General features: G+C 60.9%; 28 protein-coding genes and 1 tRNA gene. 21 read left to right on the forward strand and 8 right to left on the reverse strand.

Translation table 11 applies throughout. The features are described 5' to 3' along the window. The coding region (locus FY112_RS32950) for an HAD-IA family hydrolase (protein ID WP_246700816.1) at positions 1-421 on the forward strand (421 nt) is incomplete at its 5' end. A gap of 15 nt (positions 422-436) precedes the next feature. On the opposite strand, the gene FY112_RS32955 is transcribed toward FY112_RS32950, so the two are convergent. Together FY112_RS32955 and FY112_RS32960 are read right to left on the reverse strand one after the other, a co-directional pair. Next, positions 437-955, reverse strand: coding sequence for a GNAT family N-acetyltransferase (locus tag FY112_RS32955; protein ID WP_131719723.1), 519 nt, complete (start codon positions 953-955; stop codon positions 437-439). A 24-nt stretch (positions 956-979) separates the two neighbouring features. Beyond that, positions 980-1,546 carry an XRE family transcriptional regulator gene (locus FY112_RS32960; protein WP_151520260.1) on the reverse strand — a complete coding sequence of 189 codons (567 nt, stop codon included), beginning with the start codon at positions 1,544-1,546 and terminating at the stop codon, positions 980-982. 138 nt (positions 1,547-1,684) lie between these two features. Between FY112_RS32960 and tenA the strand changes: the two genes are divergently transcribed. From tenA to FY112_RS32980, 4 genes are all read left to right on the forward strand, one after another. Further along, positions 1,685-2,383 carry a thiaminase II gene (gene tenA / locus FY112_RS32965; RefSeq protein ID WP_026265542.1) on the forward strand — a complete coding sequence of 233 codons (699 nt, stop codon included), beginning with the start codon at positions 1,685-1,687 and terminating at the stop codon, positions 2,381-2,383. Positions 2,384-2,459: 76 nt separating this feature from the next. Further along, complete coding sequence (gene lepA / locus FY112_RS32970) at positions 2,460-4,292, forward strand: translation elongation factor 4 (protein WP_065281860.1); 1,833 nt, start codon at positions 2,460-2,462, stop codon at positions 4,290-4,292. Positions 4,293-4,350: 58 nt separating this feature from the next. Next, complete coding sequence (locus FY112_RS32975) at positions 4,351-4,581, forward strand: type II toxin-antitoxin system CcdA family antitoxin (protein WP_026265541.1); 231 nt, start codon at positions 4,351-4,353, stop codon at positions 4,579-4,581. A gap of 98 nt (positions 4,582-4,679) precedes the next feature. Further along, entirely contained in the window at positions 4,680-4,979 is a 300-nt protein-coding gene (locus FY112_RS32980; RefSeq protein WP_077977246.1) for a CcdB family protein, read from the forward strand. 2 nt (positions 4,980-4,981) lie between these two features. On the opposite strand, the gene FY112_RS32985 is transcribed toward FY112_RS32980, so the two are convergent. The 3 genes from FY112_RS32985 to FY112_RS32995 form a co-directional block, all read right to left on the reverse strand. Further along, complete coding sequence (locus tag FY112_RS32985) at positions 4,982-5,434, reverse strand: GFA family protein (protein ID WP_094086924.1); 453 nt, start codon at positions 5,432-5,434, stop codon at positions 4,982-4,984. Positions 5,435-5,521: 87 nt separating this feature from the next. Then, a complete protein-coding gene (locus tag FY112_RS32990) occupies positions 5,522-6,070 on the reverse strand; it encodes a sugar O-acetyltransferase (protein ID WP_094087694.1) in 549 nt (182 codons plus the stop codon). 11 nt (positions 6,071-6,081) lie between these two features. Continuing rightward, complete coding sequence (locus FY112_RS32995; protein ID WP_181018321.1) at positions 6,082-6,858, reverse strand: type 1 glutamine amidotransferase; 777 nt, start codon at positions 6,856-6,858, stop codon at positions 6,082-6,084. An 89-nt stretch (positions 6,859-6,947) separates the two neighbouring features. Between FY112_RS32995 and FY112_RS33000 the strand changes: the two genes are divergently transcribed. Then, complete coding sequence (locus tag FY112_RS33000) at positions 6,948-7,241, forward strand: SelT/SelW/SelH family protein (RefSeq protein WP_003544579.1); 294 nt, start codon at positions 6,948-6,950, stop codon at positions 7,239-7,241. 4 nt (positions 7,242-7,245) lie between these two features. Here the strand turns inward: FY112_RS33000 and FY112_RS33005 are convergent, their stop codons facing one another. Continuing rightward, complete coding sequence (locus FY112_RS33005; RefSeq protein WP_151520262.1) at positions 7,246-7,668, reverse strand: BA14K family protein; 423 nt, start codon at positions 7,666-7,668, stop codon at positions 7,246-7,248. A 168-nt stretch (positions 7,669-7,836) separates the two neighbouring features. Here FY112_RS33005 and FY112_RS33010 point away from each other — a divergent pair. From FY112_RS33010 to FY112_RS33060, 11 genes are all read left to right on the forward strand, one after another. After that, a tRNA-Leu gene (locus FY112_RS33010) sits at positions 7,837-7,923 on the forward strand. A gap of 695 nt (positions 7,924-8,618) precedes the next feature. Next, positions 8,619-9,758, forward strand: coding sequence for an acyltransferase (locus FY112_RS33015; protein ID WP_151520263.1), 1,140 nt, complete (start codon positions 8,619-8,621; stop codon positions 9,756-9,758). A 207-nt stretch (positions 9,759-9,965) separates the two neighbouring features. Then, a complete protein-coding gene (locus FY112_RS33020; RefSeq protein ID WP_151520264.1) occupies positions 9,966-10,253 on the forward strand; it encodes a poly(hydroxyalkanoate) granule-associated protein in 288 nt (95 codons plus the stop codon). Positions 10,254-10,801: 548 nt separating this feature from the next. Next, positions 10,802-11,575 (forward strand): glucose-1-phosphate cytidylyltransferase, encoded by a 774-nt coding sequence (gene rfbF, locus FY112_RS33030; protein ID WP_151520266.1) that lies wholly within the window; start codon positions 10,802-10,804, stop codon positions 11,573-11,575. Further along, positions 11,566-12,630, forward strand: a complete 1,065-nt coding sequence (gene rfbG / locus FY112_RS33035) for a CDP-glucose 4,6-dehydratase (RefSeq protein WP_151520306.1) — start codon at positions 11,566-11,568, stop codon at positions 12,628-12,630. The genes rfbF and rfbG overlap by 10 nt, the downstream gene beginning before the upstream one ends. Continuing rightward, on the forward strand, positions 12,627-13,862 hold the full coding sequence (locus tag FY112_RS33040; protein WP_151520267.1) for a class I SAM-dependent methyltransferase: 1,236 nt from the start codon (positions 12,627-12,629) through the stop codon (positions 13,860-13,862). The genes rfbG and FY112_RS33040 overlap by 4 nt, the downstream gene beginning before the upstream one ends. Further along, positions 13,859-14,401: a dTDP-4-dehydrorhamnose 3,5-epimerase gene (rfbC, locus tag FY112_RS33045; protein WP_017962835.1), complete on the forward strand. Its 543-nt coding sequence runs from the start codon at positions 13,859-13,861 to the stop codon at positions 14,399-14,401. Before FY112_RS33040 ends, rfbC begins: the two co-directional genes overlap by 4 nt. Continuing rightward, a complete protein-coding gene (locus tag FY112_RS38530; RefSeq protein ID WP_017962834.1) occupies positions 14,398-14,523 on the forward strand; it encodes a hypothetical protein in 126 nt (41 codons plus the stop codon). The genes rfbC and FY112_RS38530 overlap by 4 nt, the downstream gene beginning before the upstream one ends. 76 nt (positions 14,524-14,599) lie before the next feature. Further along, positions 14,600-15,748, forward strand: a complete 1,149-nt coding sequence (locus FY112_RS33050; protein WP_151520268.1) for a DegT/DnrJ/EryC1/StrS family aminotransferase — start codon at positions 14,600-14,602, stop codon at positions 15,746-15,748. A gap of 32 nt (positions 15,749-15,780) precedes the next feature. Continuing rightward, entirely contained in the window at positions 15,781-16,539 is a 759-nt protein-coding gene (locus tag FY112_RS33055) for a CmcI family methyltransferase (RefSeq protein ID WP_017962832.1), read from the forward strand. 24 nt (positions 16,540-16,563) lie between these two features. Then, the gene (locus FY112_RS33060) at positions 16,564-17,238 is read left to right on the forward strand and encodes a GNAT family protein (protein WP_131707738.1); all 675 of its coding nucleotides are present in this window, start codon (positions 16,564-16,566) and stop codon (positions 17,236-17,238) included. Between the two features lie 6 nt (positions 17,239-17,244). Here the strand turns inward: FY112_RS33060 and FY112_RS33065 are convergent, their stop codons facing one another. Continuing rightward, positions 17,245-17,577, reverse strand: a complete 333-nt coding sequence (locus tag FY112_RS33065) for a hypothetical protein (protein WP_131707737.1) — start codon at positions 17,575-17,577, stop codon at positions 17,245-17,247. Between the two features lie 160 nt (positions 17,578-17,737). Continuing rightward, on the reverse strand, positions 17,738-19,345 hold the full coding sequence (locus FY112_RS33070) for a GumC family protein (RefSeq protein WP_151520269.1): 1,608 nt from the start codon (positions 19,343-19,345) through the stop codon (positions 17,738-17,740). 134 nt (positions 19,346-19,479) lie between these two features. Here FY112_RS33070 and FY112_RS33075 point away from each other — a divergent pair, with 134 nt between their 5' ends. From FY112_RS33075 to FY112_RS33090, 4 genes are all read left to right on the forward strand, one after another. Next, a complete protein-coding gene (locus FY112_RS33075) occupies positions 19,480-20,529 on the forward strand; it encodes a glycoside hydrolase family 5 protein (protein WP_151520270.1) in 1,050 nt (349 codons plus the stop codon). Between the two features lie 2 nt (positions 20,530-20,531). After that, positions 20,532-21,824: a hypothetical protein gene (locus FY112_RS33080; protein ID WP_151520271.1), complete on the forward strand. Its 1,293-nt coding sequence runs from the start codon at positions 20,532-20,534 to the stop codon at positions 21,822-21,824. A 57-nt stretch (positions 21,825-21,881) separates the two neighbouring features. Next, positions 21,882-22,901 carry an acyltransferase gene (locus tag FY112_RS33085; RefSeq protein WP_151520272.1) on the forward strand — a complete coding sequence of 340 codons (1,020 nt, stop codon included), beginning with the start codon at positions 21,882-21,884 and terminating at the stop codon, positions 22,899-22,901. 218 nt (positions 22,902-23,119) lie between these two features. Further along, the coding region (locus FY112_RS33090; RefSeq protein WP_246700817.1) for a formyltetrahydrofolate deformylase at positions 23,120-23,708 on the forward strand (589 nt) is incomplete at its 3' end.

The raw sequence follows: 23,708 nt of genomic DNA on the forward strand, positions 1-23,708 counted from the left end.
TCTCGCAAAGATCGCGCCCCATCTCAGCGCCGAAGCACTGATCGATTACTGGTTCGAGAACGATTCCCGCCTCGACCGCAATCTGCTGGAAGAACTCGCTACGCTCAGGCAAAGCGGCATCACTCTTTTGCTGGCGACCAACCAGGAGCATAGGCGGGCGCGCTACCTGATGGAGCAGATCGGCCTTAACGCGCATTTCGACGACATCATCTATTCCGCCGCACTCGGGCACAGCAAACCTTCGCCCGACTTCTTCCGGCTGGCGACCGAGCGGGCCGGCGTGCTGCCCGGCGAAATCGCCTTCATTGACGATATGGCGGTGAATATCGAAGCGGCGCGGCAGTTCGGCTGGAATGCCGCGCAATGGACGGCGGGCGCGACGCTTGGCGGCGCGCTTCCTGTCTTCGCCAGGCCGGCATGAGCGGCGCCGGCGCAATCAGGCGAGCCGTTTGTAGAAGAGGGTGGTGGCGCAGAAACCGCCTTCCGGCCACAGCGCGTAATCGGGGATGACACCGACACGCTGCCAGCCCAGGCGCGGATAGATCGCCTCAGCATCGCTGCCGGTTGCCGTATCGAGCACGAGCAGGGTCTTGCCGCGGCTTGCCGCCTCGCGCTCGGCAGCCTCCATCAGCATCCTAGCGAGGCCCTTGCCGCGGGCGGAGCGGTGCACCAGCAGCTTCTTCAGGTCGCCGCGATGCGGCTGGTTCGGCATCTGCGCGGCACCCACCTGCACCGTGCCGACGATCCTGCCGTCGAGTTCAGCGACCAGCAGCAGGTTGGCGCCGGTGGCGACCGCATCGGCGACATCGCGCCAATAGGGCTCGGCATCTTCAGGCCCATAGGGCTGCATGAAGCCGACGGAGGCGCCGCCAGCGACGCAATCAACAAGTACTTCCGATAGAGCCGGAATGGCAGCACGGGCCTCCTCGGCGGAAAGGGTACGAATAGCGGGCATGCTGTTCTCCTGAAATGAATGCTTCTATCGGCCGCCGCGATCGAGCACGACGCAATAACGTGCTGGCGCGTTGCCGGGATTGTGGAAGACGTGACCCTCGCCGACCGGCATGAAGAGGCAATCGCCCGGGCGCAGCCGGTAGACGATCTCAGCCGCCGTCATCTCCAGCTCGCCGTCGAACAGCCAGATATGCTGCGTCATGCCATGGGCGCTCGCATGCGGGGGGAAGCTGACGCGGGCGCCAGGGGGGAATTCGACCTCGACGATATCGACATCGGAAGCCGTGCCCGGGGGTGAAACAGACCGGCGCATATATCCCGTCTCCGGATCGCGCCAGACCTGCTGCTCCTGCCTCCGGGCGAGCGGCGAGGCCTGCCCCTCTTCCGCAAAGAAGGCCGACAGCGACAGGCCGAGCGCGGCGCAGATCCTTGCCAGCAGCGAGGCGGTCGGGCTCGCCTCCGCCCGCTCGATGCGCGAGATCATCGCCCGGCTGACGCCGGAGGCCGCAGCCAGATCATCGAGCGTCAGAGCCTTTTCCTGCCGTAGCGTGCGGATGCGGATGCCGATCGCCTGTTCGAGTTCCGGTTCCATTTTCCAGTCCCATGATTCCACTATAAGAGAAATACAGTATCTGATGATGGAATCAAGTGGCTACAAAAAGCGGCCAAGCGCGCCTTGCTTTCGCCGCTGCGCCGTCCCTATATGGCGGCGTAATCCGAGGAGAGAGTGATGGACGCCAGTACACAGAGCACGGAACTGACAGGAAGCTTCACGGCTGCCGCCTGGGACAGGATCGCGCCCATCATGGCCGAGATCGAGGCGTTGCCATTGCTGCAGCGCCTTTCGGACGGCACGCTGCCGCCGGAAATTTTCCGGCACTACATCCTGCAGGATGCGCTCTATCTGAAGCATTATGCGCGATGCCTGGCGATCGTTGCGGCCAAGGCGCCCGACAATGCGCAGGTCCTGCGCTTCCTCGGCTCGGCGCAGAAGGCGATCACCGTCGAGCAGGGCCTGCATGCCGGCTTCCTCACCCAATTCGGCATCACGTCTGCGGACGTCACATCAGCCGAGCCCTCGCCTGCCGGCTTTGCCTATACGAACTTCCTGCTTGCCACCGCCTATCACAGTTCCTACGCGGTGGCGCTGTCCTCCATCCTTCCCTGCTTCTGGATCTACTGGCATGTCGGCGAAGCGATCAAGAACCGGCCTGTTATCGAGGGCAATGCCTTCCAGGCCTGGATCAACACCTATGGCGATCCACAATTTGCGGCCGGTGCCCGCGAGGTGATCGCGCTGACCGACATCGCCGCCCGCGCCGCATCGCCGGTAGAGCGCGCGCAAATGACCGATGTCTTCGTGCGCGCCTCGCAATATGAATGGATGTTCTGGGATTCGGCCTGGCGGCTGGAGACGTGGCCGGTCTGATACGCGCCCGATACAGGACGAAATAGCGTAAACGGCGGGATAATTACCGCTTTGCGGCAGGGGGCGGCGCTGCTATATGGCGCGCATGAGCACCAATTCCACCACTCCGCTGTCCCATATCCGCAACTTTTCGATCGTGGCCCATATCGACCACGGCAAATCGACGCTGGCCGACCGCCTGATCCAGACGACGGGCGGCCTTGCCGAGCGCGAAATGTCCGAGCAGGTGCTGGACAATATGGATATCGAGCGCGAGCGCGGCATCACCATCAAGGCCCAGACCGTGCGCCTGCATTACCAGGCGAACAACGGCGAGAAATACATTCTCAACCTGATCGACACGCCCGGCCATGTCGACTTCGCCTATGAAGTCTCACGGTCGCTGTCGGCCTGCGAGGGTTCGCTGCTCGTCGTCGATGCCAGCCAGGGTGTCGAAGCGCAGACGCTCGCCAACGTCTATCAGGCGATCGACAACAACCACGAGATCGTCACCGTCCTCAACAAGATCGACCTGCCGGCGGCCGAACCCGACCGCATCAAGGAACAGATCGAGGAGGTGATCGGCATCGACGCTTCGGAGGCGGTGCTGATTTCGGCAAAGACCGGCCTCGGCATTCCCGATGTGCTGGAAGCGATCGTCCACAGGCTGCCGGCGCCGAAGAGCCCCGGCGGCGAAAAGGCGCCGTTGAAGGCGCTGCTCGTCGACAGCTGGTACGACGCCTATCTCGGCGTCATGGTTCTGGTCCGCGTCATCGACGGCGTGCTGACCAAGGGCCAGACGGTGCGGATGATGGGCACCGATGCGAAATACCAGGTGGAGCGCGTCGGCGTGCTGACGCCGAAGATGGTCAATATCGACCGCCTCGGCCCCGGCGAGATCGGCTTCATCACTGCCTCGATCAAGGAAGTGGCCGATACCCGCGTCGGCGATACGATCACCGAGGACAAGCGGCCGACAGCCCAGGCGCTGCCGGGCTTCAAGCCGGCCCAGCCGGTGGTGTTCTGCGGCCTCTTCCCGGTTGATGCCGCCGATTTCGAGGATCTGCGTGCCGCCATGGGCAAGCTTCGCCTCAACGACGCCTCCTTCTCCTTCGAAATGGAATCGTCGGCGGCACTCGGCTTCGGTTTCCGCTGCGGCTTCCTCGGCCTGCTGCATCTCGAAATCATCCAGGAACGGCTGGAGCGCGAGTTCGACCTTGACCTCATCGCCACCGCACCCTCGGTCGTCTACAAGATGTATATGACCGACGGCACGGAGCGTGAGCTGCACAACCCGGCCGACATGCCCGATGTCGTCAAGATCTCGGAAATCCACGAGCCGTGGATCCGCGCGACGATCCTGACGCCCGACGACTATCTCGGCAGCATCCTGAAGCTCTGCCAGGACCGGCGCGGCATCCAGATCGAGCTTACCTATGTCGGCACGCGCGCGATGCTGACCTACGATCTGCCGCTCAACGAAGTCGTGTTCGATTTCTACGACCGGCTGAAGTCGATCTCGAAGGGTTATGCCTCCTTCGACTATACGCTCACCGACCACCGCGAGGGCAACCTCGTGAAGATGTCGATCCTCGTCAACGGCGAACCGGTCGACGCGCTGTCGATGATGGTGCACCGGACGGCGGCCGAAAAGCGCGGCCGCGACATGTGCGAGAAGCTCAAGGAACTGATCCCGAAGCACATGTTCAAGATCCCGATCCAGGCGGCGATCGGCGGCAACGTCATTGCCCGCGAGACGATCTCGGCGCTGCGCAAGGACGTGACCGCGAAATGCTACGGCGGCGACGCCACCCGCAAGCGCAAGCTGCTCGACAAGCAGAAGGCCGGCAAGAAGCGCATGCGCCAGTTCGGCAAGGTGGAGATTCCCCAGGAAGCCTTCATCGCAGCGCTGAAGATGGGCGACGAATAACGCTTCTCAAAGTCATCTTATGCGCATATCATCTGCGCATAAGATTGAGGAGATCGTTATGGCTCAGCAGACGAGAAAAGCAGCGAACCTATCTCTTGACGAAGGTCTCGTCTCCCAGGCGCGCGAGCTCCAGATCAACATATCCCGGGCGGCGGAGGACGGCATTGCAAAGGCCATAAAGGCGGAGCGCGAGCGGCTTTGGCGTATCGAGAACGCCGAGGCTATCCGTCTGGAAAACGAATATGTTGAAAAGCACGGCTTGCCCTTCGCCAAATACCGTCAGTTTTAGAGCGGTTCAACGTTCACGGAAGCGTAGAACCGCTCTAAGTTTTGCTTTTACGCAATTCCTGACGGAAAACCGCTTCGCACTTTTCCTGGAATGCTCTAGTGGCACGCTTTCACGTCTATCACCTTAAAAGCGGCAATCTCCTGGCCATCGATCTTCAGGCCAATCTGCTCGACGATCTGCCTTCGCGCGTCATGGTTCCGTTGCATCCAGTGCAGGAACTGAGCTGGTCGATCTCGCGACTGAACCCACGCTTTCCTATTGAGGGTGAAACCTATGTCATGGCCACCCAGCGTATGGCATCGGTCCCGACCGCGGAAATTGGAAAAGCGGTGGCGGATCTTACCGCCGACAGCGATCGCATTATCGCTGCCGTCGATTTTGTCTTCCAGGGCTTCTGAGATCAACTCCGCGCCATATACTCTTTCACCAGCCCCTCATACGCGTCCATCGCAGGCAGCGCCTCATAGCTGTACACCGCGCCAGTCTCGGCGAATGACAGCTTCTCGCTCGTCCACGTCTCGATGAAAGGCGTGAACCAGCTGGGGTCGTCGAGCATGGTCGCGCGCAGATTGACGAACCAGTCCATGCCTTCCGGGCGGGTGAACATCCAGCTCATGCAGTGCGGGCAGAAATAATGCTTCGTGACGCCATGCAGGCCGCCGATGACAGGCTCGCCTTGTGTGACCTCGAAGCCTTCGCTGGGGATGGCCGCACTCAGCGAATAGGCGCTCGCGGTCATTTTCTGGCACCCGGTGCAATGACAGGCCATGGTGAGCAGCGGCGGGGCGCTGACCTTCAATCGCACCCGGCCGCAACGGCAGCCGCCTTCCATGGGTAAATTCAGTTCGCTCATGCTTCCCTCCCGTTTGTCCTCTCATCTAGCGGAATGATCGCTGCTGTCGAGATGGCAGATCATCGCGGAATGGCGGTCTTGCCGGCGTTAGCGGATGCGGGCTGGATTGCCGACTACGGTTGCGCCGGCCGGCACATCCCTGGTCACCACCGCACCGGCGCCGACAATTGCACCGTCGCCGATGGTGATGCCGCCGAGGATGATGGCGCTGCCGCCGATCCAGACATCGCTGCCAATGGTGACCGGCCTGGCGATCTCGATACCTGTGCTGCGCAGTGCCGGATCCTTGTGATGCTCGGCGCAATAGATCTGCACGCCGGGGCCGAACATGCTGCGGTCGCCGATGCTCACCCGGCCGGAATCCAAGATGGTGCAGCCGGCATTGAAATAGACGCGTTCGCCGAGAGTGATATTGATGCCGTAGGAGCAGTGAAACGGTGCTTCGATGAAGACATTAAGTGCTGCCTGCGCAAAGAGCGCCTTCAGGGCCGGCGCCATCGCGCCGCGCTCATCCGGCGGCAGCGTATTGTGCGCGTGGACGGCCAAGCGTGCCTGCCGGCGCAGGAGATCTAGTTCGTCATCGAGGCAGCAATACCATTCGCCTGCCGCCATCTTCTCGCGTTCGCTGGCCGGCATCGCATCGCCCCTCACGCCGAGGCCTGCGACAGCATTTCGACCTCTTCCCGCTCAATCAGGCTGACCCAGGCGCGTGCGATGGCAAGGCCCGCGGCATCGGCTGCACCGGCATGCCTTGCCGCCAGCTCTGCATGGTTTTCCAGCCAGCCCGGCGCAATGCGCGCAATCGTATCGGGGAATTCGGCCTTCCATTGCTCGACAACCGCTGCATTGGCCTCGAAATGGAACTGGGTGCCATAGACGGCGCGGCCAATGCGGAAGGCCTGGTTCTCGGCAACGGGGCTCGAGGCGAGACGGACCGCGCCCCCGGGCAGCGAAAACGTATCCGCATGCCATTCGAAGATGGTGAACTCGCCGCCAAGCGCCGACAGCAGCGGATCGGCCCGGCCCTCGCCGGTGACGCCGATCTTGTGCCAGCCGAATTCACGGGCGGCGCCCAACAGATTGTCGGCGCCATAGGCGCGAGCGAGGATCTGGCTGCCGAGGCAGATGCCGAGCACCGCCTTGCCGGCATCGCCGAAACGGCGGGTGAGCCGGACGAGTTCCGGCAGATAGGGGTGTGTTTCGTCATCCAGCGCGCTCTGCTCGCCGCCGAGAACGACCAGCGCGTCATGGCCGGATATATCTTTCGGCAGGACGCCATCCTGCCACACCCGGAACCAGTCGATCTCCGCGCCCGCCTCGTCGAGGGCCGCGGCAAGCGCGCCGAGGCCGGTATTCCGCATGTTTTCGATGACTGCGACGCGCATGGGCTCTTCCCGGTATGGCCGACCACGGGAAAAGACCATGCCGGAGGACGGCACGCAAGACGCTTCTTCGAAGCGATTGCGCCGGCACGCAACAGGCCTTAAATCTCAACAAACGAAAGGATATCGCCATGACCGAGAAAGCCCGCGTCACGATCCTCTACTGCACCCAGTGCAACTGGCTGCTCCGCGCCAGCTGGATGGCGCAGGAACTGCTGCATACTTTTTCCGACAGTCTTGGCGAAGTGGCGCTGATCCCCGCCACCGGCGGCAATTTCGAGATCCGCGTCAATGGCGATCTGATCTGGGAGCGCAAGCGCGACGGCGGCTTTCCCGGGCCGAAGGAGCTGAAACAGCGGGTCCGCGACATCGTCGAGCCCGGCCGAGATCTCGGCCATGTCGACCGCGCCTCGCTCGAAAGCTGACGGCTCAGCGGTAGGGCGAGCGGCAGGTCTTGTAGATTCCCTCATAGGTGAGGAAACGATCCGTCCGCGGATTATAGGAGCGGTATTCGTTGCTGCACCAGGCGGCATGGCTGTTCATGTCGCGCGCTTTCGGCTGCACCCTTTGCACCGGCGGCGGATCATAGGTCAGCTGCGGCGGCCCGGCAGCCCCCGGCTGGTAATAAGTCGGCCCGGTCGCGCCGCGCGGCCGGTAGTTCGGCTGGACATAGGCGGGGCGATGCCATTGCTGCGGCCCGAAACCGAAGCAGCCGCGAAAGTCGCAGAGCGTCGAGCCCGTGTTCAGCGGCCCAACCCCCGGCTTGCCGAGCTTTAGCGAATCAGCACCGGCGATGGCGGGCGTGAGAACGGCGAGAAGGCCGGCGAGCAGAAGCGTTCGAGCAGCGGGCATGAGGCATTCCTTCCGATATTTCCTTTATATAGGGCGTGACCACCGAAGCGCTATGCCCGCCTCGGGCCACTCCCGCCCATGTGATCGGCTGCTTTCTCGCCAACTGTCAGAAAAACTTCAAAAACCCAGTTGACAGTCAGGAGCCACCCCCTTACATCGCTCTCCGTCGCCCAGATGGCGGAATTGGTAGACGCGCCAGCTTCAGGTGCTGGTACCCGAAAGGGTGTGGAGGTTCGAGTCCTCTTCTGGGCACCATTCCATTTTATCTCCTTTGAAATTGTTGAATACTCACCCTTTCAAAGGGGTGGCCGTTCTCGACTGCTACACCGACCCACACTATGGTGCTACGATTTCACGGGCCATGGCTAACTTGGGACGAAGTAAGCAATATGCGAAGACAATTAGGTTGGGTCATCGCGCTTCCTGCCGTCATACTAGGCGCCGGTCTTCTTTCAGGCTGTTACCTACCTATCGTCTTCTCTGAAGATCACTCATATATAATTTTTCAACGCTCGCAGATCACCTACCGTAGGCACGACAGACCCGAGACAAAGTGTCGGCCGGATGCCGCGCGGCAAGTGATGGTATGTGGGGACGGCACGACATCGAAACTGCAAAGGGTTCGGCTTCCGAATAGCGACGACGAAGTGACCGAGTTCGATGGTCGCCGATTTTGCAGTGTGTTCTTCAATGCCACCCAGGCGGATGGTTCGCGCAAACTAGTTTGTTACGACCAGATGAGGTTCGAGCTGGATGCCGCAACAGCCGCGCCGATGAAATGACGACGCATCCCGCTCGGCCGTTCCCGGCAAAAGATTTGGCTCAGCAATAATAATATTACGCTGCCTCAAGGCAAAACCGGATTGACTAAAATTTTTTGAAGGCGTCGCCCGCGCTTGCATATCCAGCCCTTGGTATGCACAAAGACTACATGTTTAGCGGGAGAATACATGGGTAACGTCGTAGGCGGTGGCCGAATTGGCTGCTTGGATGGAATGCGCGGCATTGCGGCCCTTTGGGTCTTGATCGGTCATGCACACCTTTTGACAGGTTTCGAGGTGCCGGTCATTGGCGACCCAGATCTCGGCGTAGACCTTTTCATCATGCTATCAGGCTTCCTGATGGTGTTTCACTATCAGTTGCGCAGAGATAGAGAGCCGTGGGAATCGCCCGATACCTGGCGATTTTTTTGGACGAGGCGATTCTGCCGCATCGCTCCCTTGTACTATGTCCTGCTGGTGGTCGCCCTCGCTCTAGGTCCCTACCTCTACGATGTCCGGATGATTATTGATGCCTTCAACGGCAAACCACCGCAAGCAGCAACGCGCTATGTGGACGGCAGCATCGCCAACTACCTAACGCACCTGACATTTATATTCGGCCTCATCCCCCACTACGCGTATCGCACTGCCTTGCCGGATTGGAGCATCGGGTTGGAGATGCAATTTTACGTGGCTCTCCCGTTCCTGATGATCATCATTGGTCGGGTTGGGTGGCTGAAGGGCATCGTCGGCATCGTAATCTTGAGTGTCGTAACCGCACTAGCCGTTCATCGACTTGGTGTGCGGTTTCCGATGCCAACATTCCTGCCGATGAAAATGCACGTTTTCGCTGCAGGAATGTTGCTTGCAGGCGCCTTATGGATGAAGCCGAACAGGCCGGCTTATCTGGCATTTGTTGTTGCAACGCTCTTGGTCCTGATTCCGATTGGTGGCGCTATGACCGTCCTCCACCAAGCCGTTCGTGTTTGTCTCGTCGCCTTGTTCTTTGGACTGGTGCATGTTGATAGGTTGCCCAGAGTGATGGCGGGCATTGCGCGCCCAGTCGGCGCGTTCCTGGGTAACAGATTCTGCCATCACTTGGGGGAGCTTTCGTTTGGCGCCTATCTGATTCACCTTCTGGTCATGCTGCCGGTCATAGCCACATTGATCCAGAATTATCCGATGACAGACCCTTCCCGCTGGGCGGTAACGCTGATTATTACGGTTCCGATCGTCTATGCTTTTGCATGGGTCGGCTACAACTTCATCGAACTACAGGGACAAAAGGCAGGCAAGGCTCTTTCGCGACCGAGGACGATAAGCCCATAAGACTTCTCGATCGAAGGCTGCCTCGGCCTCTCAACTTCAAACGTGATCCCGTCACAAAGCAGCTATCTCTTCAGGGTGAGCGCTTGGGCCGAATCAGCCGAGTTAGCCGAATTATAGATTCAAGTTCGTCCCGCCGGAGATTGCTGGCCTCCATTGACTCCCTCACTCCAAAATGTGAACATATAGCGAACATAATGGAGTCTTACGATGATCCGATACGCCACGTCCGCAGCCGGCAACCCCCAGCAACCAAAGGAGCGTGAGGTGTCCGTTGCCGAACCGGCCGTTGAAATGCCGCGCACCAAGCCGGTCATTGAGCTAGCTTCTGCCGGCGCGGCGCTTGCTGCTTACCCGCTGCTGCCCAGCGGCGAGTCAGATGAGTTCGGCTCCGACACTCTGCAGAAGACCACCAAACCACCACGCCGTGCGGCAACCAAACGTAAGCCGAAGGTCGCCGAGGCAGATACTCCACTCCAGCTTAATCTAGAGGCTTAGACGCAACGATCCGGCCAAGGTTTGGCGGCGCGTAGAGAACTCCCACCATAATCTATATAGCACTTCGGAATCCCGAAATTGGCTGCGGGCCTGAAATCATTGGATGTTTCTCGGCGGCGACAGCCCACGAAAGGCGGGGAATTTCGGGATCCCGAAGCGGGGGAATTTCGGGATTCCGAAGTGGGATTTTTTTCTTCGGGCGGACGCGCCGGGCCTTTGCCGGGGGCAATCGGCCGGCGGTATCCGACGTTTTCCTATCAGGATCGGCCGCTTCTGGCCGGATCAATTGCGCCCGCTTGGCGCTCCTCGTAAAACTGGAAGGACGTGCCTTCGGCCAACGGGATTCCCGAACGGCGAGCCTGTTCCATTGCTCAACGCACGGCCTGCGAAACGCGCGGCTGCCTGTTCCGATGCCCCCGTAAGCCTCGCACAAGAACGAAATCGGATACTGGGGCAAGGATGAACATACGGCCGTTCCGCCTGTAAAGAGCCGGGCGGCTCTGAGGGTGGTCGGGAAACCTGACTAGACACTCTGGAGTTCGCTTGGGATGAAAGTCGTAATTCTCGCCGGTGGCCTTGGCTCTCGTCTTGCCGAGGAGACCAGTATCCGACCCAAGCCTCTGGTCGAAATCGGCGGCATGCCTATCCTCTGGCACATCATGAGCATCTATGCCCATCACGGGCTCAATGATTTCATCATCTGCGCCGGCTACAAGGGCTATTTGATCAAGGAATATTTCGTAAACCTTGTTCTGCACCACAACGACATCACCGTCGACCTCGCCTCCAACAGCATCAACTACCACGGCGGCACACGACCGAACTGGCGCGTGACAGTGGTCGATACCGGCATGCATTCGATGACCGGCGGCCGCATCGGGCGCATTCGCGATCATCTTACGCCAGGGGAACCCTTCTGCATGACCTATGGCGACGGCGTCGGCGACATCGATATCGCCGGCGAAGTCGCCTTCCATCGCAGCCATGGCCTCAAGGCGACGATGTGCGCGGTAACCCCACCCGGACGTTACGGCGCCACGAATATCGAAGGACAGTTCATTACCTCCTTCGTCGAGAAACCGAGAGGCGATGGCCAGCGCATCAACGGCGGCTTCTTCGTGCTCGACCCTTCGGTGGTCGATCTCATCCCTGGCGACGACACGATCTGGGAAGCCGGGCCGCTGGAATGGCTCGCCGCCAACAACCAGCTTGCCGCCTTCAAGCATGACGGCTTCTGGCAGCCGATGGACACGCTGCGCGAGCGCAACCAGCTCGAGGAGCTCTGGAGTTCCGGAAAGGCACCGTGGAAGCTATGGGCCTGACGGACTTCTGGAATGGCAGGCGCGTGTTCCTGACGGGGCACACGGGGTTCAAGGGATCCTGGCTGTCGTTGTGGCTGGAAAAGCTCGGTGCGGAAGTGGCGGCGGTCTCGCTCGAACCCGAGACCAATCCCTCGCTCTATGGGCGACTTGCGCCCTGGAACGGACAGGGCCATCACATTGCCGACATCCGCGAAGCGGCGACGTTCAAGCAGCATTTCATCGATTTCGAGCCTGAAATCGTCATCCACATGGCAGCGCAGGCGCTGGTGCGGCGCTCCTATGAAAACCCGACCGAAACTTTCGCGACCAATGTCATGGGAACGGCAAACGTGCTTGACGCGGTGCGGGAAACGCCCTCGGTCAAGACGGCTCTCGTCGTCACCTCCGACAAGGTCTATGCCAATAACGGCAGCGGCGTTCCCTTCGTCGAGACGGATATGCTGGGCGGCAAGGACCCCTACTCCAACTCCAAGGCCTGCACCGAACTCGTCGTCCAGAGCTACCGCGACAGCTTCTTCAAGGGGCGCGATATCAGGCTTGCGACGGTGCGGGCCGGCAATGTCATTGGCGGCGGCGACTGGTCGAAAGATCGGCTGATCCCGGACTTCATCCGCGCCTTCGAAAGCAGCCAGCCGATCCTGCTGCGCTATCCCGAAGCGATCCGCCCCTGGCAGCATGTGCTGGAACCGCTCGGCGGCTATCTCTCCTTCGCCGAGGCTTTGACACTTGCCGGCGAGCAGGAGCTGCCCGAAGCACTCAATTTCGGCCCAGACCCGCAGAGCTTCGCGACAGTCTGCGAACTTGCCGAGGCGCTCGGCCTTGCTCATGGCGTGAACGACGTCTGGAAGCCCGCGCCGGGAAAACATCTGCCGGAAGCGCCTGCCCTTACCTTGAGTTCGGCACTGGCGCTCTCCGCCATCGGCTGGCGTCCGCGCCTCGGCCTGAAGCAGACAATCGACTGGACAGCCGCCTGGTACAAGGCCAACCGCGAGGGAGCCGACATGCGCGCCTTCTCGCTCGGCCAGATCGCGGCCTATGAGGAAACAGTATCATGACAGCGCATAATTGCCGGTTCTGCAACGCTCCGCTGAAGCATCGTTTTGTCGATCTGGGTTCGACGCCGCTCGCCAATGCCTATCTTACGGAAGAGCAGCTCAAACTGCCCGAGCCATCCTATCCGCTGCGCGCCTTCGTCTGCTCGGAATGCTGGCTGGTGCAGGCCGATGCCTTCGTTCCGCCGGAGGATATCTTCAGCCACTATGCCTATTTCTCCTCCTACAGCGACGGCTGGGTGGAGCATGCCCGCCAGTTTACGATCATGGCGCGCAAGCGCTTCGGCCTCGGTGAGGCATCACAGGTGATCGAGGTGGCGAGCAATGACGGCTACCTTCTCAAGCATTTCGTCGGAGCCGGCGTGCCAGTGCTCGGCATCGAGCCGGCCGAGAACGTCGCGGAAGTGGCGCGGCAGATCGGCGTTCCCACGGAAGCGCGCTTCTTCGGCAAGGAAACGGCTGCCGATCTCGTCTCCCGCGGCCTTGCCGCCGACATTGTCATCGGCAACAACGTGCTGGCGCATGTGCCTGACATCAATGATTTCGTCGGCGGGCTTTCGGCCGTGCTGAAGCCGGACGGCGTCGTCAGCGTCGAATTCCCGCATCTGCTGCGGCTGATGGAAAACATCCAGTTCGACACTGTCTACCACGAGCATTTCTACTATCTGTCGTTGCTCGCCGTCGAAAAGGTGTTCGCGGCGCACGGCCTCAGGGTCTTCGACGTGGAAGAATTGCCGACCCATGGCGGGAGTCTCCGCGTGCTTGCCTGCCGCGCAACGTCCATGGTTCACGCAACCGGCCACGGCCTTGCCAAGGTGCGCACTGAGGAGGCCGCCGCCGGCTTCGACAGGGTCGAGATCTACGAGGCCTTCCAGAGCCGCGTGGCGCCGATCAAGGATGGCCTGCTCGCCTTCCTCGAACAAGCCAAACGCAGCGGCAAGAAGGTCGCCGCCTATGGCGCTGCCGCCAAGGGCAACACGCTGCTGAATTTCTGCGGCGTCGGCACCGATCTCATCGAATACGTCGTCGACCGCAATCCGCACAAGCAGGGGCATTTCCTGCCGGGCAGCAAACTGCCGATTTTCGCACCGGAGAAGATGGACGAGACGCAGCCGGATTACGTCCTCATCCTGCCCTGGAACATCAAGAACGAGGTCGTTGCGGCCAACAGCAGGATCGGCGCCTGGGGCGGACGGTTCGCGGTCGCCGTGCCGGAACTGACGGTGCTCGGATGAAATTCCTTCCGACCGCGGTTTCGGGTGCTTTTGTCGTGGAAGTCGACGTACGCTCCGACGACCGGGGAATGTTCGCACGAACCTTCGACGCGCAGACCTTTGCGGCGCAGGGTCTCGTGCCCGTCTATCCGCAGTGCAATGTCTCGCAGAACCACAGGCGCGGGACGCTGCGCGGCATGCATTACCAAGCCCAACCGCGGCCGGAGATCAAGCTGGTGCGCGCCACGCGCGGCAGGGTCTTTGACGTGGCGCTCGATCTGAGGCCGGATTCGCCGAGCTATCTCAAATGGGCCTCCGTCGAGCTCGATGCCACCAGCCACAACGCCTTCTACATACCTGCCGGATGCGCACACGGCTTCCTGACGCTCGAAGACGACTGCGAGCTCTTCTACCAGATGTCGGAAACCTACGTGCCGGAGCTTGCCCGCGGCGTCCGCTGGGACGATCCCGCCTTTTCCATCGCCTGGCCGTTCACGCCGAGCATCATCAGCGAGCGCGACGCCGCGCTTGACAGCTACGGCCAGGAGACAAGCCTTTGAGCGGTATCAAACTCAGCATCTGCATCCCGACCTATAACCGCGAAGCCTATCTCAGAAACGCGCTGAACCTGCCCAATCTCGTGTTCCACCAGCACGATGTCGCCCGGCACATCATCATGTGAGCCTCGCGCCAGCTTCAAAAACTAGCGTCGTGGCGGGCGCCTGCGTCTTGATTTCAATTCAACAGAAATTAGCGGCATGACAAACAGGATCTTCTACACCAAGCCTTCGATCACCCAGCTCGAAACGGATTATGCGGCCGATGCCGCCGCCACCGGCTGGGGCGCGCGCTGCTACGACTATCTCAACCGCTTCGAACGCGACTTCAAAACCTATCTCGGCAGCGGCTTTGCGATCGCGACCTCGAGCTGCACCGGCGCCATGCACATCGGGCTTGCAGCGCTCGGCGTCGGCGCCGGCGATGAAGTGATACTCGCCGATACGAACTGGGTTGCGACTGTTTCCCCGATTGTCCATCTCGGCGCAATACCCGTTTTTGTCGACGTGCTTGCCGACACGTGGTGCATTGACCCTCAAGAGGTCGAGCGCCATATCACGCCGAAGACCAAGGCCATTATCGCCACGCATCTCTACGGCAACCTCTGCGACATGGATGCGCTGCTGGAAATCGGCAAGAGGACGGGCATTCCGGTGATCGAAGATGCGGCTGAAGCGGTCGGCTCCGTCTGGCACGGCCGCCGCGCCGGCTCGATGGGCGCATTCGGCACCTTCTCCTTCCACGGCACCAAGACGCTAACGACAGGCGAAGGCGGCATGTTCGTCACCAATGACGCCGCCCTTTACGAAAAGGTGCTGACGCTCAGCAATCACGGCCGGGCTCGCGGACAGACGAAGCAGTTCTGGCCCGATGCGATCGGCTTCAAATACAAGATGTCCAACATCCAGGCGGCCATCGGCTGCGCCCAACTCGAGCGCATCGAGGAACTCGTCAACCGCAAGCGCGAAATTCTGGCCTCCTACATGATCCGGCTTTCGGCCCTGCCCGGCATCACGATGAACCCGGAATACACCGGCATGATCAACGGCGCTTGGATGCCGACCGCGGTGTTTCATCCGTCGACGGGCATTACCCGCGAGATGATGCAGCAGACCTTCGAGACCGCCAATATCGACGCGCGCGTCTTCTTCTATCCCCTCTCCAGCCTCTCCATGTTCGAAGATCGGCACGAGAACGTGAACGCCTGGAGCATTCCGGGCCGCGCGATCAACCTGCCGAGCTATCACGACATGAGCGAAGCCGATATCGACCGGGTAGCGGCAACGCTGCTCGATATGGCGGCCGGGCGGATCTATCACAACAGCACGGCATTGCGGCAGTCGGTCTAAGACAGCCCTACAGCGAAGGACAAAGAACAGTCATGACCACGAAGGACGATCGTCTCGAATTCGAAGCCCACAAGCGGGAAATGTCGCTTGCACTCGGCAAGGACGAGGCAAGTTTCCAACAATCGCTGAACACGCTGATCGGGCTCGACAAGTTCGACTATTTCTATCTCTGGTCATGGATGGGCGTGCCGATCATCCAGCTTCCGGTCGATATCCTGGCGACCCAGGAAGTCATCTGGGCGACCAAGCCCGATGTCATCATCGAAACCGGCATTGCGCGCGGCGGCTCGCTGATCTTCATGGCATCGATCCTCGCCGCCATGGGCAACGACAAGGCCAAGGTTGTCGGCGTCGACATCGACATCCGCGCCCATAATCGCGAGTCGATCGAATCCCATCCGATGTCGAACCGGATCAAGATGATCCAGGGCGGTTCCGTCGACGACGACGTGCTTGCCGCCGTGAAGGCCGAGATCCCGCCGGGCGCCCGCGTGATGGTGGTGCTCGACAGCGACCATTCCTACGAGCATGTTCTGGCGGAATGCCGCGCCTACGGTCCGCTGGTGACGGAAGGCTGCTACCTCGTCGTCGCCGATACGCTCATCGGCCATCTGACCGAGGAACAGGCCTTCACAAAGCGCTCCAAGGTCTGGCTGCGCGGCAACGAGCCGCTGAAGGCAGTCACCGATTATCTGGCGGAAACCGACCGCTTCGAAGTCGATCCGGTTCTGAACGGCAAGCTCGTGCTGTCTTCCTCGCCGGGCGGCTACTGCATCTGCCGCAAGGCATGAGCGGACAAACAGGGATAGTCGTTCATGACGCAGGTCGATATCGTCAGCCTCAAGGACAATGCGGACCCCGCCATACGGCTCCGACTTCCGATCAGGGACGATAGCGGCAGGCACGTCGGCGACCTGCAATGCATCGACAAGTCAATGCTTGCCGATCCCGGCCTGATCGACGACCTGACGACGTGGCGCAACCAGTCGATGCCGTTTTTCCTCACCCAGTTTAGCGCCACCGAGGAACGCACACGGCGGTGGCTCGAAACCATCTCGCTGCCCGCCGCCGACCGAATCCTATTCGTCATTTGCGATCCAGGCGGAAACCGGTTCGGCAATTTCGGCATCTGTAACATCCGGCCCGGCTCGGCCGAATTCGACAACGTCATCCGCGGCCGGGCGAGCGATACCCGAAACCTGATGTTCCATTGCGGCATGGCACTGCTGGAGTGGATGTTTTCCGGACTTGGGGTCGAAACCGCCGAACTGCACGTCTTCTCCCACAATGAAAAAGCGATCGGCCTTTACAAGCGGCTGGGCTTTGCGGCGGCCGAAAGCCTGCCGTTACGGCGCACGGAAGAAGAGGGCATGGTCAAATATTCGATCGTCGATCGATCGGAAGCAAATGCCGGCTTCGACTATCTGAGGATGGAGCTCCCGATCGAACGTTTCCGGAAGGTGCATCCATCGGCTTTGCTGACCGCCTGAAGCCCCTCACCGCACCGGCTGATAGTGGCCGCGGAGCGGAACCTTGTCGTCCATCGAGATGAAGCCGTCGCGTTCGCAGACATACATCAGCGTCGGCATGCCACCCGAACGGAAGATCTCGTCATAACGACGGCGGACCTGGACGGTTTGCGTGCGGCAACTGTAGGATTCCTCCTCCTTCTTGTCCGGCTGCGCCTTGACGCCGGGAAGACCCTTATAGGGATAGAGGGGTTGAACGCCCGAATCGACGGATTTCGTCCAGTCGACGGCAAAGGCGGACGCCGGAGCAAGGCTCGAGACGGCAACGAGTGATATCAGAAGCATCATCAATAGCCGCATGGGAACTCTCCTGCCGGCTAGAGCGGTTCAGCTTTTCACGGAAGCGCAGAACCGCTCTAACTTTTTGTTTTACACAATTCCGGACGGAAAACCGCTTCGCACTTTTCCTGGAATTGCTCTATAGGCCGCTTCCCCGATGTAGGAAAACCGACGACCGTCATCAAGCGGCCGCAGCGGGCGACTTCCTGAAATAACTTCTGATGACGGGATGGCCGAAGAGACCGGCAAGGATCGCAAAGCCGGCGCCGACGACAAAACCGGCAAGAAAACCGCCGATGATGCCGGCGACCAGCAGGATTTTCTTTCCCGGACCGTCGGCCTTGACCGGCGGCTCGGCAGGCGAGATGACGCGAATGTTACTCTGGTTGAGGTTCTGTTCCTCACTCGTCTGGCTGGAGCGCTTCAGCACCGTCTCGTAAATATTGCGCGCCGCGGTCGCCTTGCGCTGCAATTCGTTCAATTCCACCTGCTTGTCCGACGAACTCGCGTGCAGCGCCTTCTGCACGGCAAGCTCCTTGGCGATGCTGTCCTCGGCGGCCTTGGCCTGCTCGTATTCGCCCCTTGCCGAGGTGGCGAGACGCTGCAATTCGCCCCTGATTTCGACTGATATGCTCTGCAGCGACGAGCGGGCCGCCTGCAGGCGCGGATGACGCGTGCCCATCTGGCTTTCGAGGCTGCCGACGGCGGCGGCCTGGGTGGCATATTGCTGACGCAGACTGACGAGCGGCGAGGTGACGCCGCCCTCCGCCTGGTTGCCGGCGACGATGTCCTCGACGCGGAGATTGGCGACGGCATCGGCGCGCGCCTTCGCCTGGATGGTCTTTTCCTGCGCCGTCACCAGCAGCGTGTTCAGCGAGACGAGCCGCTGATCGGAGATCAGGTTGCCTTCGGTCGCGGCCATGTCGTTGTCGGCGCGGAAGGTTTCGACGGCCTGCTCGGCTTCCAGCACCTTCTGGCGCAAGTCGTTGAGGCGTCCATCGAGGGTCGAGGAGGTGTTTTCGTAAATGCCGTTCGAGGCGCTGTTCTCTTCCTCGGTGAAGGAGGTGACGACCTGGTTGGCAAGCCTTGCGGATTTTTCGGGATCGTTGGTCGTGGCAGCAAGCGAGACGACATAGGTGCTGGCCTCACGAGTGATGACCAGCGCCTTCTGCAGAGTACCGATCACAGCGGCGCCATCCGTCCGGCCGCCGGTGAATTCGGGATCCTGGTCGAGCTTCATGGCTTCGGCGACGCGCCGCAGCACATTGCCCGAAGTGAGGATCTGCACCTGGCTATCGATCAGCGCCGAGATCATTTCCGGCGAGGGACCCGACGATTGCGCGCTGGCGTCGGCAAGGCCGATCTGGCGCGGATCGAAATAGAGGCTGCTGACGGCGGTGAACTTCTGGGCGATGAGCGGCGCCACCGCCCCGCCGGCGAGGGCTCCGAGAAGCGCCAGGCCAAACACCATCAGCCTCCGGCTCCAGATCGCGGCGATACTCGAGCGGAGGTCGAGAAGCGGCGCGGGAGGCGCGGGCTCTGCATTCGGCGGCGCGTCGACGACAGGCGGTTTCGGAAGAGGAGGCGCCGGACGCTCATATTGGCGGGTTTCCGCGATGCTTGCCGGCGGTACGAAGGGTGGTGGGGCGGGTTCGGGCGATGGCCGGGCGAAATCATCCGGGCGAATGACAGGACTGCGCACGCGCACGCCTTCCGGCGCAGTCTGAGATGGCTCAAAACTGCGCCAGCCAGGGAGCCGGCTTACCCTGTTCCTGTCATACTGGTTCATACGCGCACTCGTGTCCTGCCCAGCGTGAAAGACTGAAGCCGAGGTGCCGATACTTTAGAAATTCTTAGCTAACGGACCGTTAAAATAACCGGAGCGGCGCGATGTTGCGATTTGCCGCGATAGCGAGGATGGCCATGAAGACGACACGACATCTGACAGCGCTGCTGCTTGCAGCCGCTCTGATCCCGTCGCAGGCCCTTGCGACTGGTGCGCCCTGCTACCGCGGCGTCAATCTGTCCGGCGGCGAATATGGCGAACGCGGCGGCATCTACGGCACCAACTACACCTATCCGAGCGAAGACACGATTAGCTATTTCGCCGAAAAAGGCATGACGATCATCCGGCTGCCCTTCCGCTGGGAACGGCTGCAGCCCGCACTCGGCGGGCGGCTCGACGAGGATGAGCTCAAGCGGATCAAAGATACGACCGGCCTGATCCGCAAGCATGGCATGGCGGTTCTGCTCGACCCGCATAATTTCGGTTACTACGACAAGACCCAGGTCGGCACGGCGCCGGCGACGGATGCCGCCTTCGGTGACTTCTGGGCAAGGCTCGCCGTCGAATTCGCCAATCAGGACGGCGTTCTCTTCGGCCTGATGAACGAACCGCACGACATCAAGGCGACAGACTGGCTGGATGCGGCCAATGCCGCGATCCGCAGCATCCGCGCCGTCGGCGCGCGCAACCTGATCCTGGTGCCGGGCACGGCGTGGAGCGGCGCGGGCAGCTGGGAAAAGGACGTGATCGGCGGCGCCAACGGCACGGTGATGCTCGGCGTACGAGACCCGCTCGACTTCTACGCCTATGAGGTCCACCAGTATCTCGACGCCGATTCCTCCGGAACCCATCCGACCTGCGAAGGTGCCGGCGCCGCAGTCGCGGCGATCAACGGCGTTACCGCCTGGCTGAAGCAGAACCACAAACGCGGCTTTCTCGGCGAATTCGGCGCCTCCGCCGACAAGGACTGCATGAGCGGGCTGACCGAAATCTACGCCACCATGTCTGATAATAGCGACGTCTGGCTCGGCTGGTCCTATTGGGCGGCCGGCGATTGGTGGCCGGCAAACGAGCCGTTCAACGTCCAGCCGCGCAAGGGCCCTGAGCGGCCGCAGATGCGGCTTCTTGCCGAGGTGGCAAAAGCCGGTGCCGGCACTTGCTCCGCCGTCAAGCCTGCGGGGAAATGAGCATGGCGGTCGTCGATCAGAGGACAGCAACATTCACTGTAGCCGGCACTGTAGCGGGCAACCCGCTCGATGCCGCCGTCAGGGCATCGCGTACCGATCATACGGTGCTCTGGCTCGGCCTGCTCTCCGTGCTCTACAACGGCATTCTCGCCTTCATCAACCACAACATCGTGCCGCTCTCGATGACGCATGTCGCCGCCAGCGAAGGCCTGATCATGGCGAGCGCCATCATCTATATTCTGCACAAGGGGATCTACGAGACCGACCTGCCGGCCTTCCTGTTCCTGCTGTTCACGCTGATCGTGACCATCTATGTCAGCGTGCTCAACCGCATGCTGTTCATCGATCACTTCCGCAACGTGCTGATCATCTTCTGCTTTACCGGGCTCGGCAGCTGGAGCAACGAGAAAACGATGAAGCTCGCCTTTCGCTGGGCAAGCCTTGCCGTCATGATCTTCCTGATCTTCGAGATCGTCAGCGTGCCGTTCTACGTCAGCATCGTCCACCCGTCCGATTATTTCGCCAATACGCGCGGGCTGCTGCCGCTGAGCTACAACACGACGGGCCTCTTCCAGAACGCGCTCGGCTTTCCCGAGCGCTTCTCCTTCGGCATCATCGACCACCGTTCCTCCTCGATCTTCCTCGAGCAGGTGTCGCTTGCCAATTTCTGCGGCGTGATCGCCGTCTACCTGATTTCGATGTGGGAAAGGCTCAGCCGCTGGGACCGGTTGCTAATGATCGGCACGGCCGTGCTGATCCTGGTGACGAACGACACGCGCACGATGCTGATCTTCTGCTTTGCCTGCATCGTCGGCTATTTCGTCTTTCCGAAGATCCCGAAGAATTTCAATCTGGCGCTGATGCCGCTGATCGTCGCAGCGGGCTTCCTCGTCTACGTCCTGAAACCCAATGCGACGGGCGACAATTTCACCGGCCGCATCAACCTGACGATGAAGAAGATCATGGAGCTCGATCCGCTCGCCGTCCTTGGGCTTTCGGTCGACCGGGTCGCCGAATTCGCCGACAGCGGCTATGTCTACCTGATCTACGCGGCGACGATCTTCGGCGTCATCGCCTTATGGCTGTTCGTCTGCCTCTTTCCCGCCGGGCGCACGGCGGCGCAGCGGCGCTGCGCCCATTCACTTTCTCTTTTCATTTTTCTGAATATGATGATCGGGGGAACCGCGGTCTTCTCGATGAAGATCGCCGGTCTCCTCTGGTTCGTCGTCGGATATATGCGTTTCCACGACAGCCCGCGCATCCGGCAGGGTCGTCCGGCAGATGTATTGAGTTGACCGCAGCGGCGCGGCTGAGACCGGCGCCCGCGCGAGCCCGAGGGAGCAAGACGCTCGATGCTTGTCCAGCTTCAATATCTGCGCGCCATCGCGGCGCTGATGGTCGTCTATTTCCACGCGGTATTGCAGCTTGCCAAGGTCAATCCCGCAGTCGACGCCACCGCCTTCGTCTATGGTGAAACCGGCGTCGACATCTTCTTCGTCTTGAGCGGTTTCGTGATGTGGCTGACGACGAGCGGACGCGCCATGAGCCCGATCGATTTCGCCCGCCGGCGCATCAAGAGGATCGTGCCGCTCTACTGGCTGGCGACGCTGTTTTCGGCGACAGTGGCGCTGGTCGCTCCATCATTGCTGAAATCGACGGTGTTCGACCTGCCGCATCTCATCGCCTCGCTGTTCTTCCTGCCATGGGCCAATCCTGCCGATCCCAGCACGGTCGCGCCGGTGGTCGTTCCCGGCTGGACGCTGAATTACGAAATGTTCTTCTACTTCGTCTTCGCGCTGCTATTGCCGCTACAAGAAGTTCGGCGCATCCCGGCGATGTTTGCCGTCTTTGCCGTCATCCTGGTGGCCTGCCGACTGCTGCCGGAAACGACTATGACCCGGTTCTACCGCGAGCCGATCATGCTGGAATTCCTCGCCGGTGTCGTGCTCGGCTGGCTCTACGGGCAGAAGGTCCTGCTGCCGAACCGCTGGGCCTGGGCGGCCCTTGCCATCGGCTTTGCGTTTCTCTTCATCAACGAGGCGCTGATGCCGCCCGAAAGCCGGTTCTACGCCTGGGGAATCCCGGCGATCTTCATCGTCTACGGCGCGATCTCCATCGATTTTTCCAGGCTGCCGCTGATCGGATGGCTGAGCTATCTCGGCGACTGCTCCTACAGCATCTATATCACCCACGCCTTCACGCTGGCTTTTCTCAGGGTCGCCGCCGACCGCCTGCCGATCGGCATCCTGCAGCAGCCGGTACTCTTCGTGATCTTCTCGCTGGTGCTCTCGTCGATCGGCGGCGCGATCATCCATGAGATCACCACGCCGCGCCGCCGTAAGGTTGCTGTGGCGACCCGGCCGCCAGCCTAACTTCAGCACCGAAGGCGAGAATACGCATCCAAGCGGCGCTGACGGTACAGTTTTTTGCGCAACTTCTCCTAAGCTTCAGACTGAGCAATGAGAGAACTTGCACAAATGTGATGGTTTCTCTTGCAATTTGTCGCATGAATGAAAGTGCGCTGGCCTGTTCGCGGCCCGGGCTTTGATCTAAGCACAGCGGCGGCCTTGGAGAGGGAAGAGGGAAAGACATGACAAGTTACGTATTGACGGTATCCTGCAAGTCGACGCGCGGCATCGTGGCGGCGATTTCGAGCTATCTGGCGGACAGGGGCTGCAACATCGTCGATAGTTCGCAGTTCGACGATCTCGATACCGGCAGGTTCTTCACGCGCGTCAGCTTCATCTCCGAGGAAGGCGTGCCGCTTGCCGAACTCAAGGAAGGTTTCGAGCCGATTTGCAAGCGCTTCGCCATGGAAGCCGAAATCCATGACGGCAATGCCCGCATGAAGGTCCTCTTGATGGTGTCGCGCTTCGGCCATTGTCTCAACGACCTGCTTTACCGCTGGAAGATCGGCGCGCTGCCGATCGATATCGTCGGCGTCGTCTCCAACCATTTCGATTACCAGAAGGTCGTGGTCAACCATGACATTCCCTTCCACCACATCAAGGTGACGAAGGAGAACAAGCTGCAGGCCGAGGGCCAGATCATGGAGATCGTCGAGCAGACCGGCACCGAGCTGATCGTGCTGGCCCGTTACATGCAGGTGCTTTCGGATGCGATGTGCCAGAAGATGTCCGGGAAGATCATCAACATCCACCATTCCTTCCTGCCGAGCT

The sequence above is a fragment of the Rhizobium sp. PEPV16 genome (assembly GCF_008919455.1).
Classification (GTDB): domain Bacteria; phylum Pseudomonadota; class Alphaproteobacteria; order Rhizobiales; family Rhizobiaceae; genus Rhizobium; species Rhizobium leguminosarum_Q.

Bases quoted from the DNA above. Each gene is read 5' to 3' on its own strand.
- FY112_RS32955 (WP_131719723.1), bottom strand. From the start codon at position 955: ATGCCCGCTATTCGTACCCTTTCCGCCGAGGAGGCCCGTGCTGCCATT.
- FY112_RS32960 (WP_151520260.1), bottom strand. From the start codon at position 1,546: ATGGAACCGGAACTCGAACAGGCGATCGGCATCCGCATCCGCACGCTA.
- tenA (WP_026265542.1), top strand. From the start codon at position 1,685: ATGGACGCCAGTACACAGAGCACGGAACTGACAGGAAGCTTCACGGCT.
- lepA (WP_065281860.1), top strand. From the start codon at position 2,460: ATGGCGCGCATGAGCACCAATTCCACCACTCCGCTGTCCCATATCCGC.
- FY112_RS32975 (WP_026265541.1), top strand. From the start codon at position 4,351: ATGGCTCAGCAGACGAGAAAAGCAGCGAACCTATCTCTTGACGAAGGT.
- FY112_RS32985 (WP_094086924.1), bottom strand. From the start codon at position 5,434: ATGAGCGAACTGAATTTACCCATGGAAGGCGGCTGCCGTTGCGGCCGG.
- FY112_RS32990 (WP_094087694.1), bottom strand. From the start codon at position 6,070: ATGCCGGCCAGCGAACGCGAGAAGATGGCGGCAGGCGAATGGTATTGC.
- FY112_RS32995 (WP_181018321.1), bottom strand. From the start codon at position 6,858: ATGGTCTTTTCCCGTGGTCGGCCATACCGGGAAGAGCCCATGCGCGTC.
- FY112_RS33000 (WP_003544579.1), top strand. From the start codon at position 6,948: ATGACCGAGAAAGCCCGCGTCACGATCCTCTACTGCACCCAGTGCAAC.
- FY112_RS33005 (WP_151520262.1), bottom strand. From the start codon at position 7,668: ATGCCCGCTGCTCGAACGCTTCTGCTCGCCGGCCTTCTCGCCGTTCTC.
- FY112_RS33015 (WP_151520263.1), top strand. From the start codon at position 8,619: ATGGGTAACGTCGTAGGCGGTGGCCGAATTGGCTGCTTGGATGGAATG.
- FY112_RS33020 (WP_151520264.1), top strand. From the start codon at position 9,966: ATGATCCGATACGCCACGTCCGCAGCCGGCAACCCCCAGCAACCAAAG.
- rfbF (WP_151520266.1), top strand. From the start codon at position 10,802: ATGAAAGTCGTAATTCTCGCCGGTGGCCTTGGCTCTCGTCTTGCCGAG.
- rfbG (WP_151520306.1), top strand. From the start codon at position 11,566: ATGGGCCTGACGGACTTCTGGAATGGCAGGCGCGTGTTCCTGACGGGG.
- FY112_RS33040 (WP_151520267.1), top strand. From the start codon at position 12,627: ATGACAGCGCATAATTGCCGGTTCTGCAACGCTCCGCTGAAGCATCGT.
- rfbC (WP_017962835.1), top strand. From the start codon at position 13,859: ATGAAATTCCTTCCGACCGCGGTTTCGGGTGCTTTTGTCGTGGAAGTC.
- FY112_RS33050 (WP_151520268.1), top strand. From the start codon at position 14,600: ATGACAAACAGGATCTTCTACACCAAGCCTTCGATCACCCAGCTCGAA.
- FY112_RS33055 (WP_017962832.1), top strand. From the start codon at position 15,781: ATGACCACGAAGGACGATCGTCTCGAATTCGAAGCCCACAAGCGGGAA.
- FY112_RS33060 (WP_131707738.1), top strand. From the start codon at position 16,564: ATGACGCAGGTCGATATCGTCAGCCTCAAGGACAATGCGGACCCCGCC.
- FY112_RS33065 (WP_131707737.1), bottom strand. From the start codon at position 17,577: ATGCGGCTATTGATGATGCTTCTGATATCACTCGTTGCCGTCTCGAGC.
- FY112_RS33070 (WP_151520269.1), bottom strand. From the start codon at position 19,345: ATGAACCAGTATGACAGGAACAGGGTAAGCCGGCTCCCTGGCTGGCGC.
- FY112_RS33075 (WP_151520270.1), top strand. From the start codon at position 19,480: ATGAAGACGACACGACATCTGACAGCGCTGCTGCTTGCAGCCGCTCTG.
- FY112_RS33080 (WP_151520271.1), top strand. From the start codon at position 20,532: ATGGCGGTCGTCGATCAGAGGACAGCAACATTCACTGTAGCCGGCACT.
- FY112_RS33085 (WP_151520272.1), top strand. From the start codon at position 21,882: ATGCTTGTCCAGCTTCAATATCTGCGCGCCATCGCGGCGCTGATGGTC.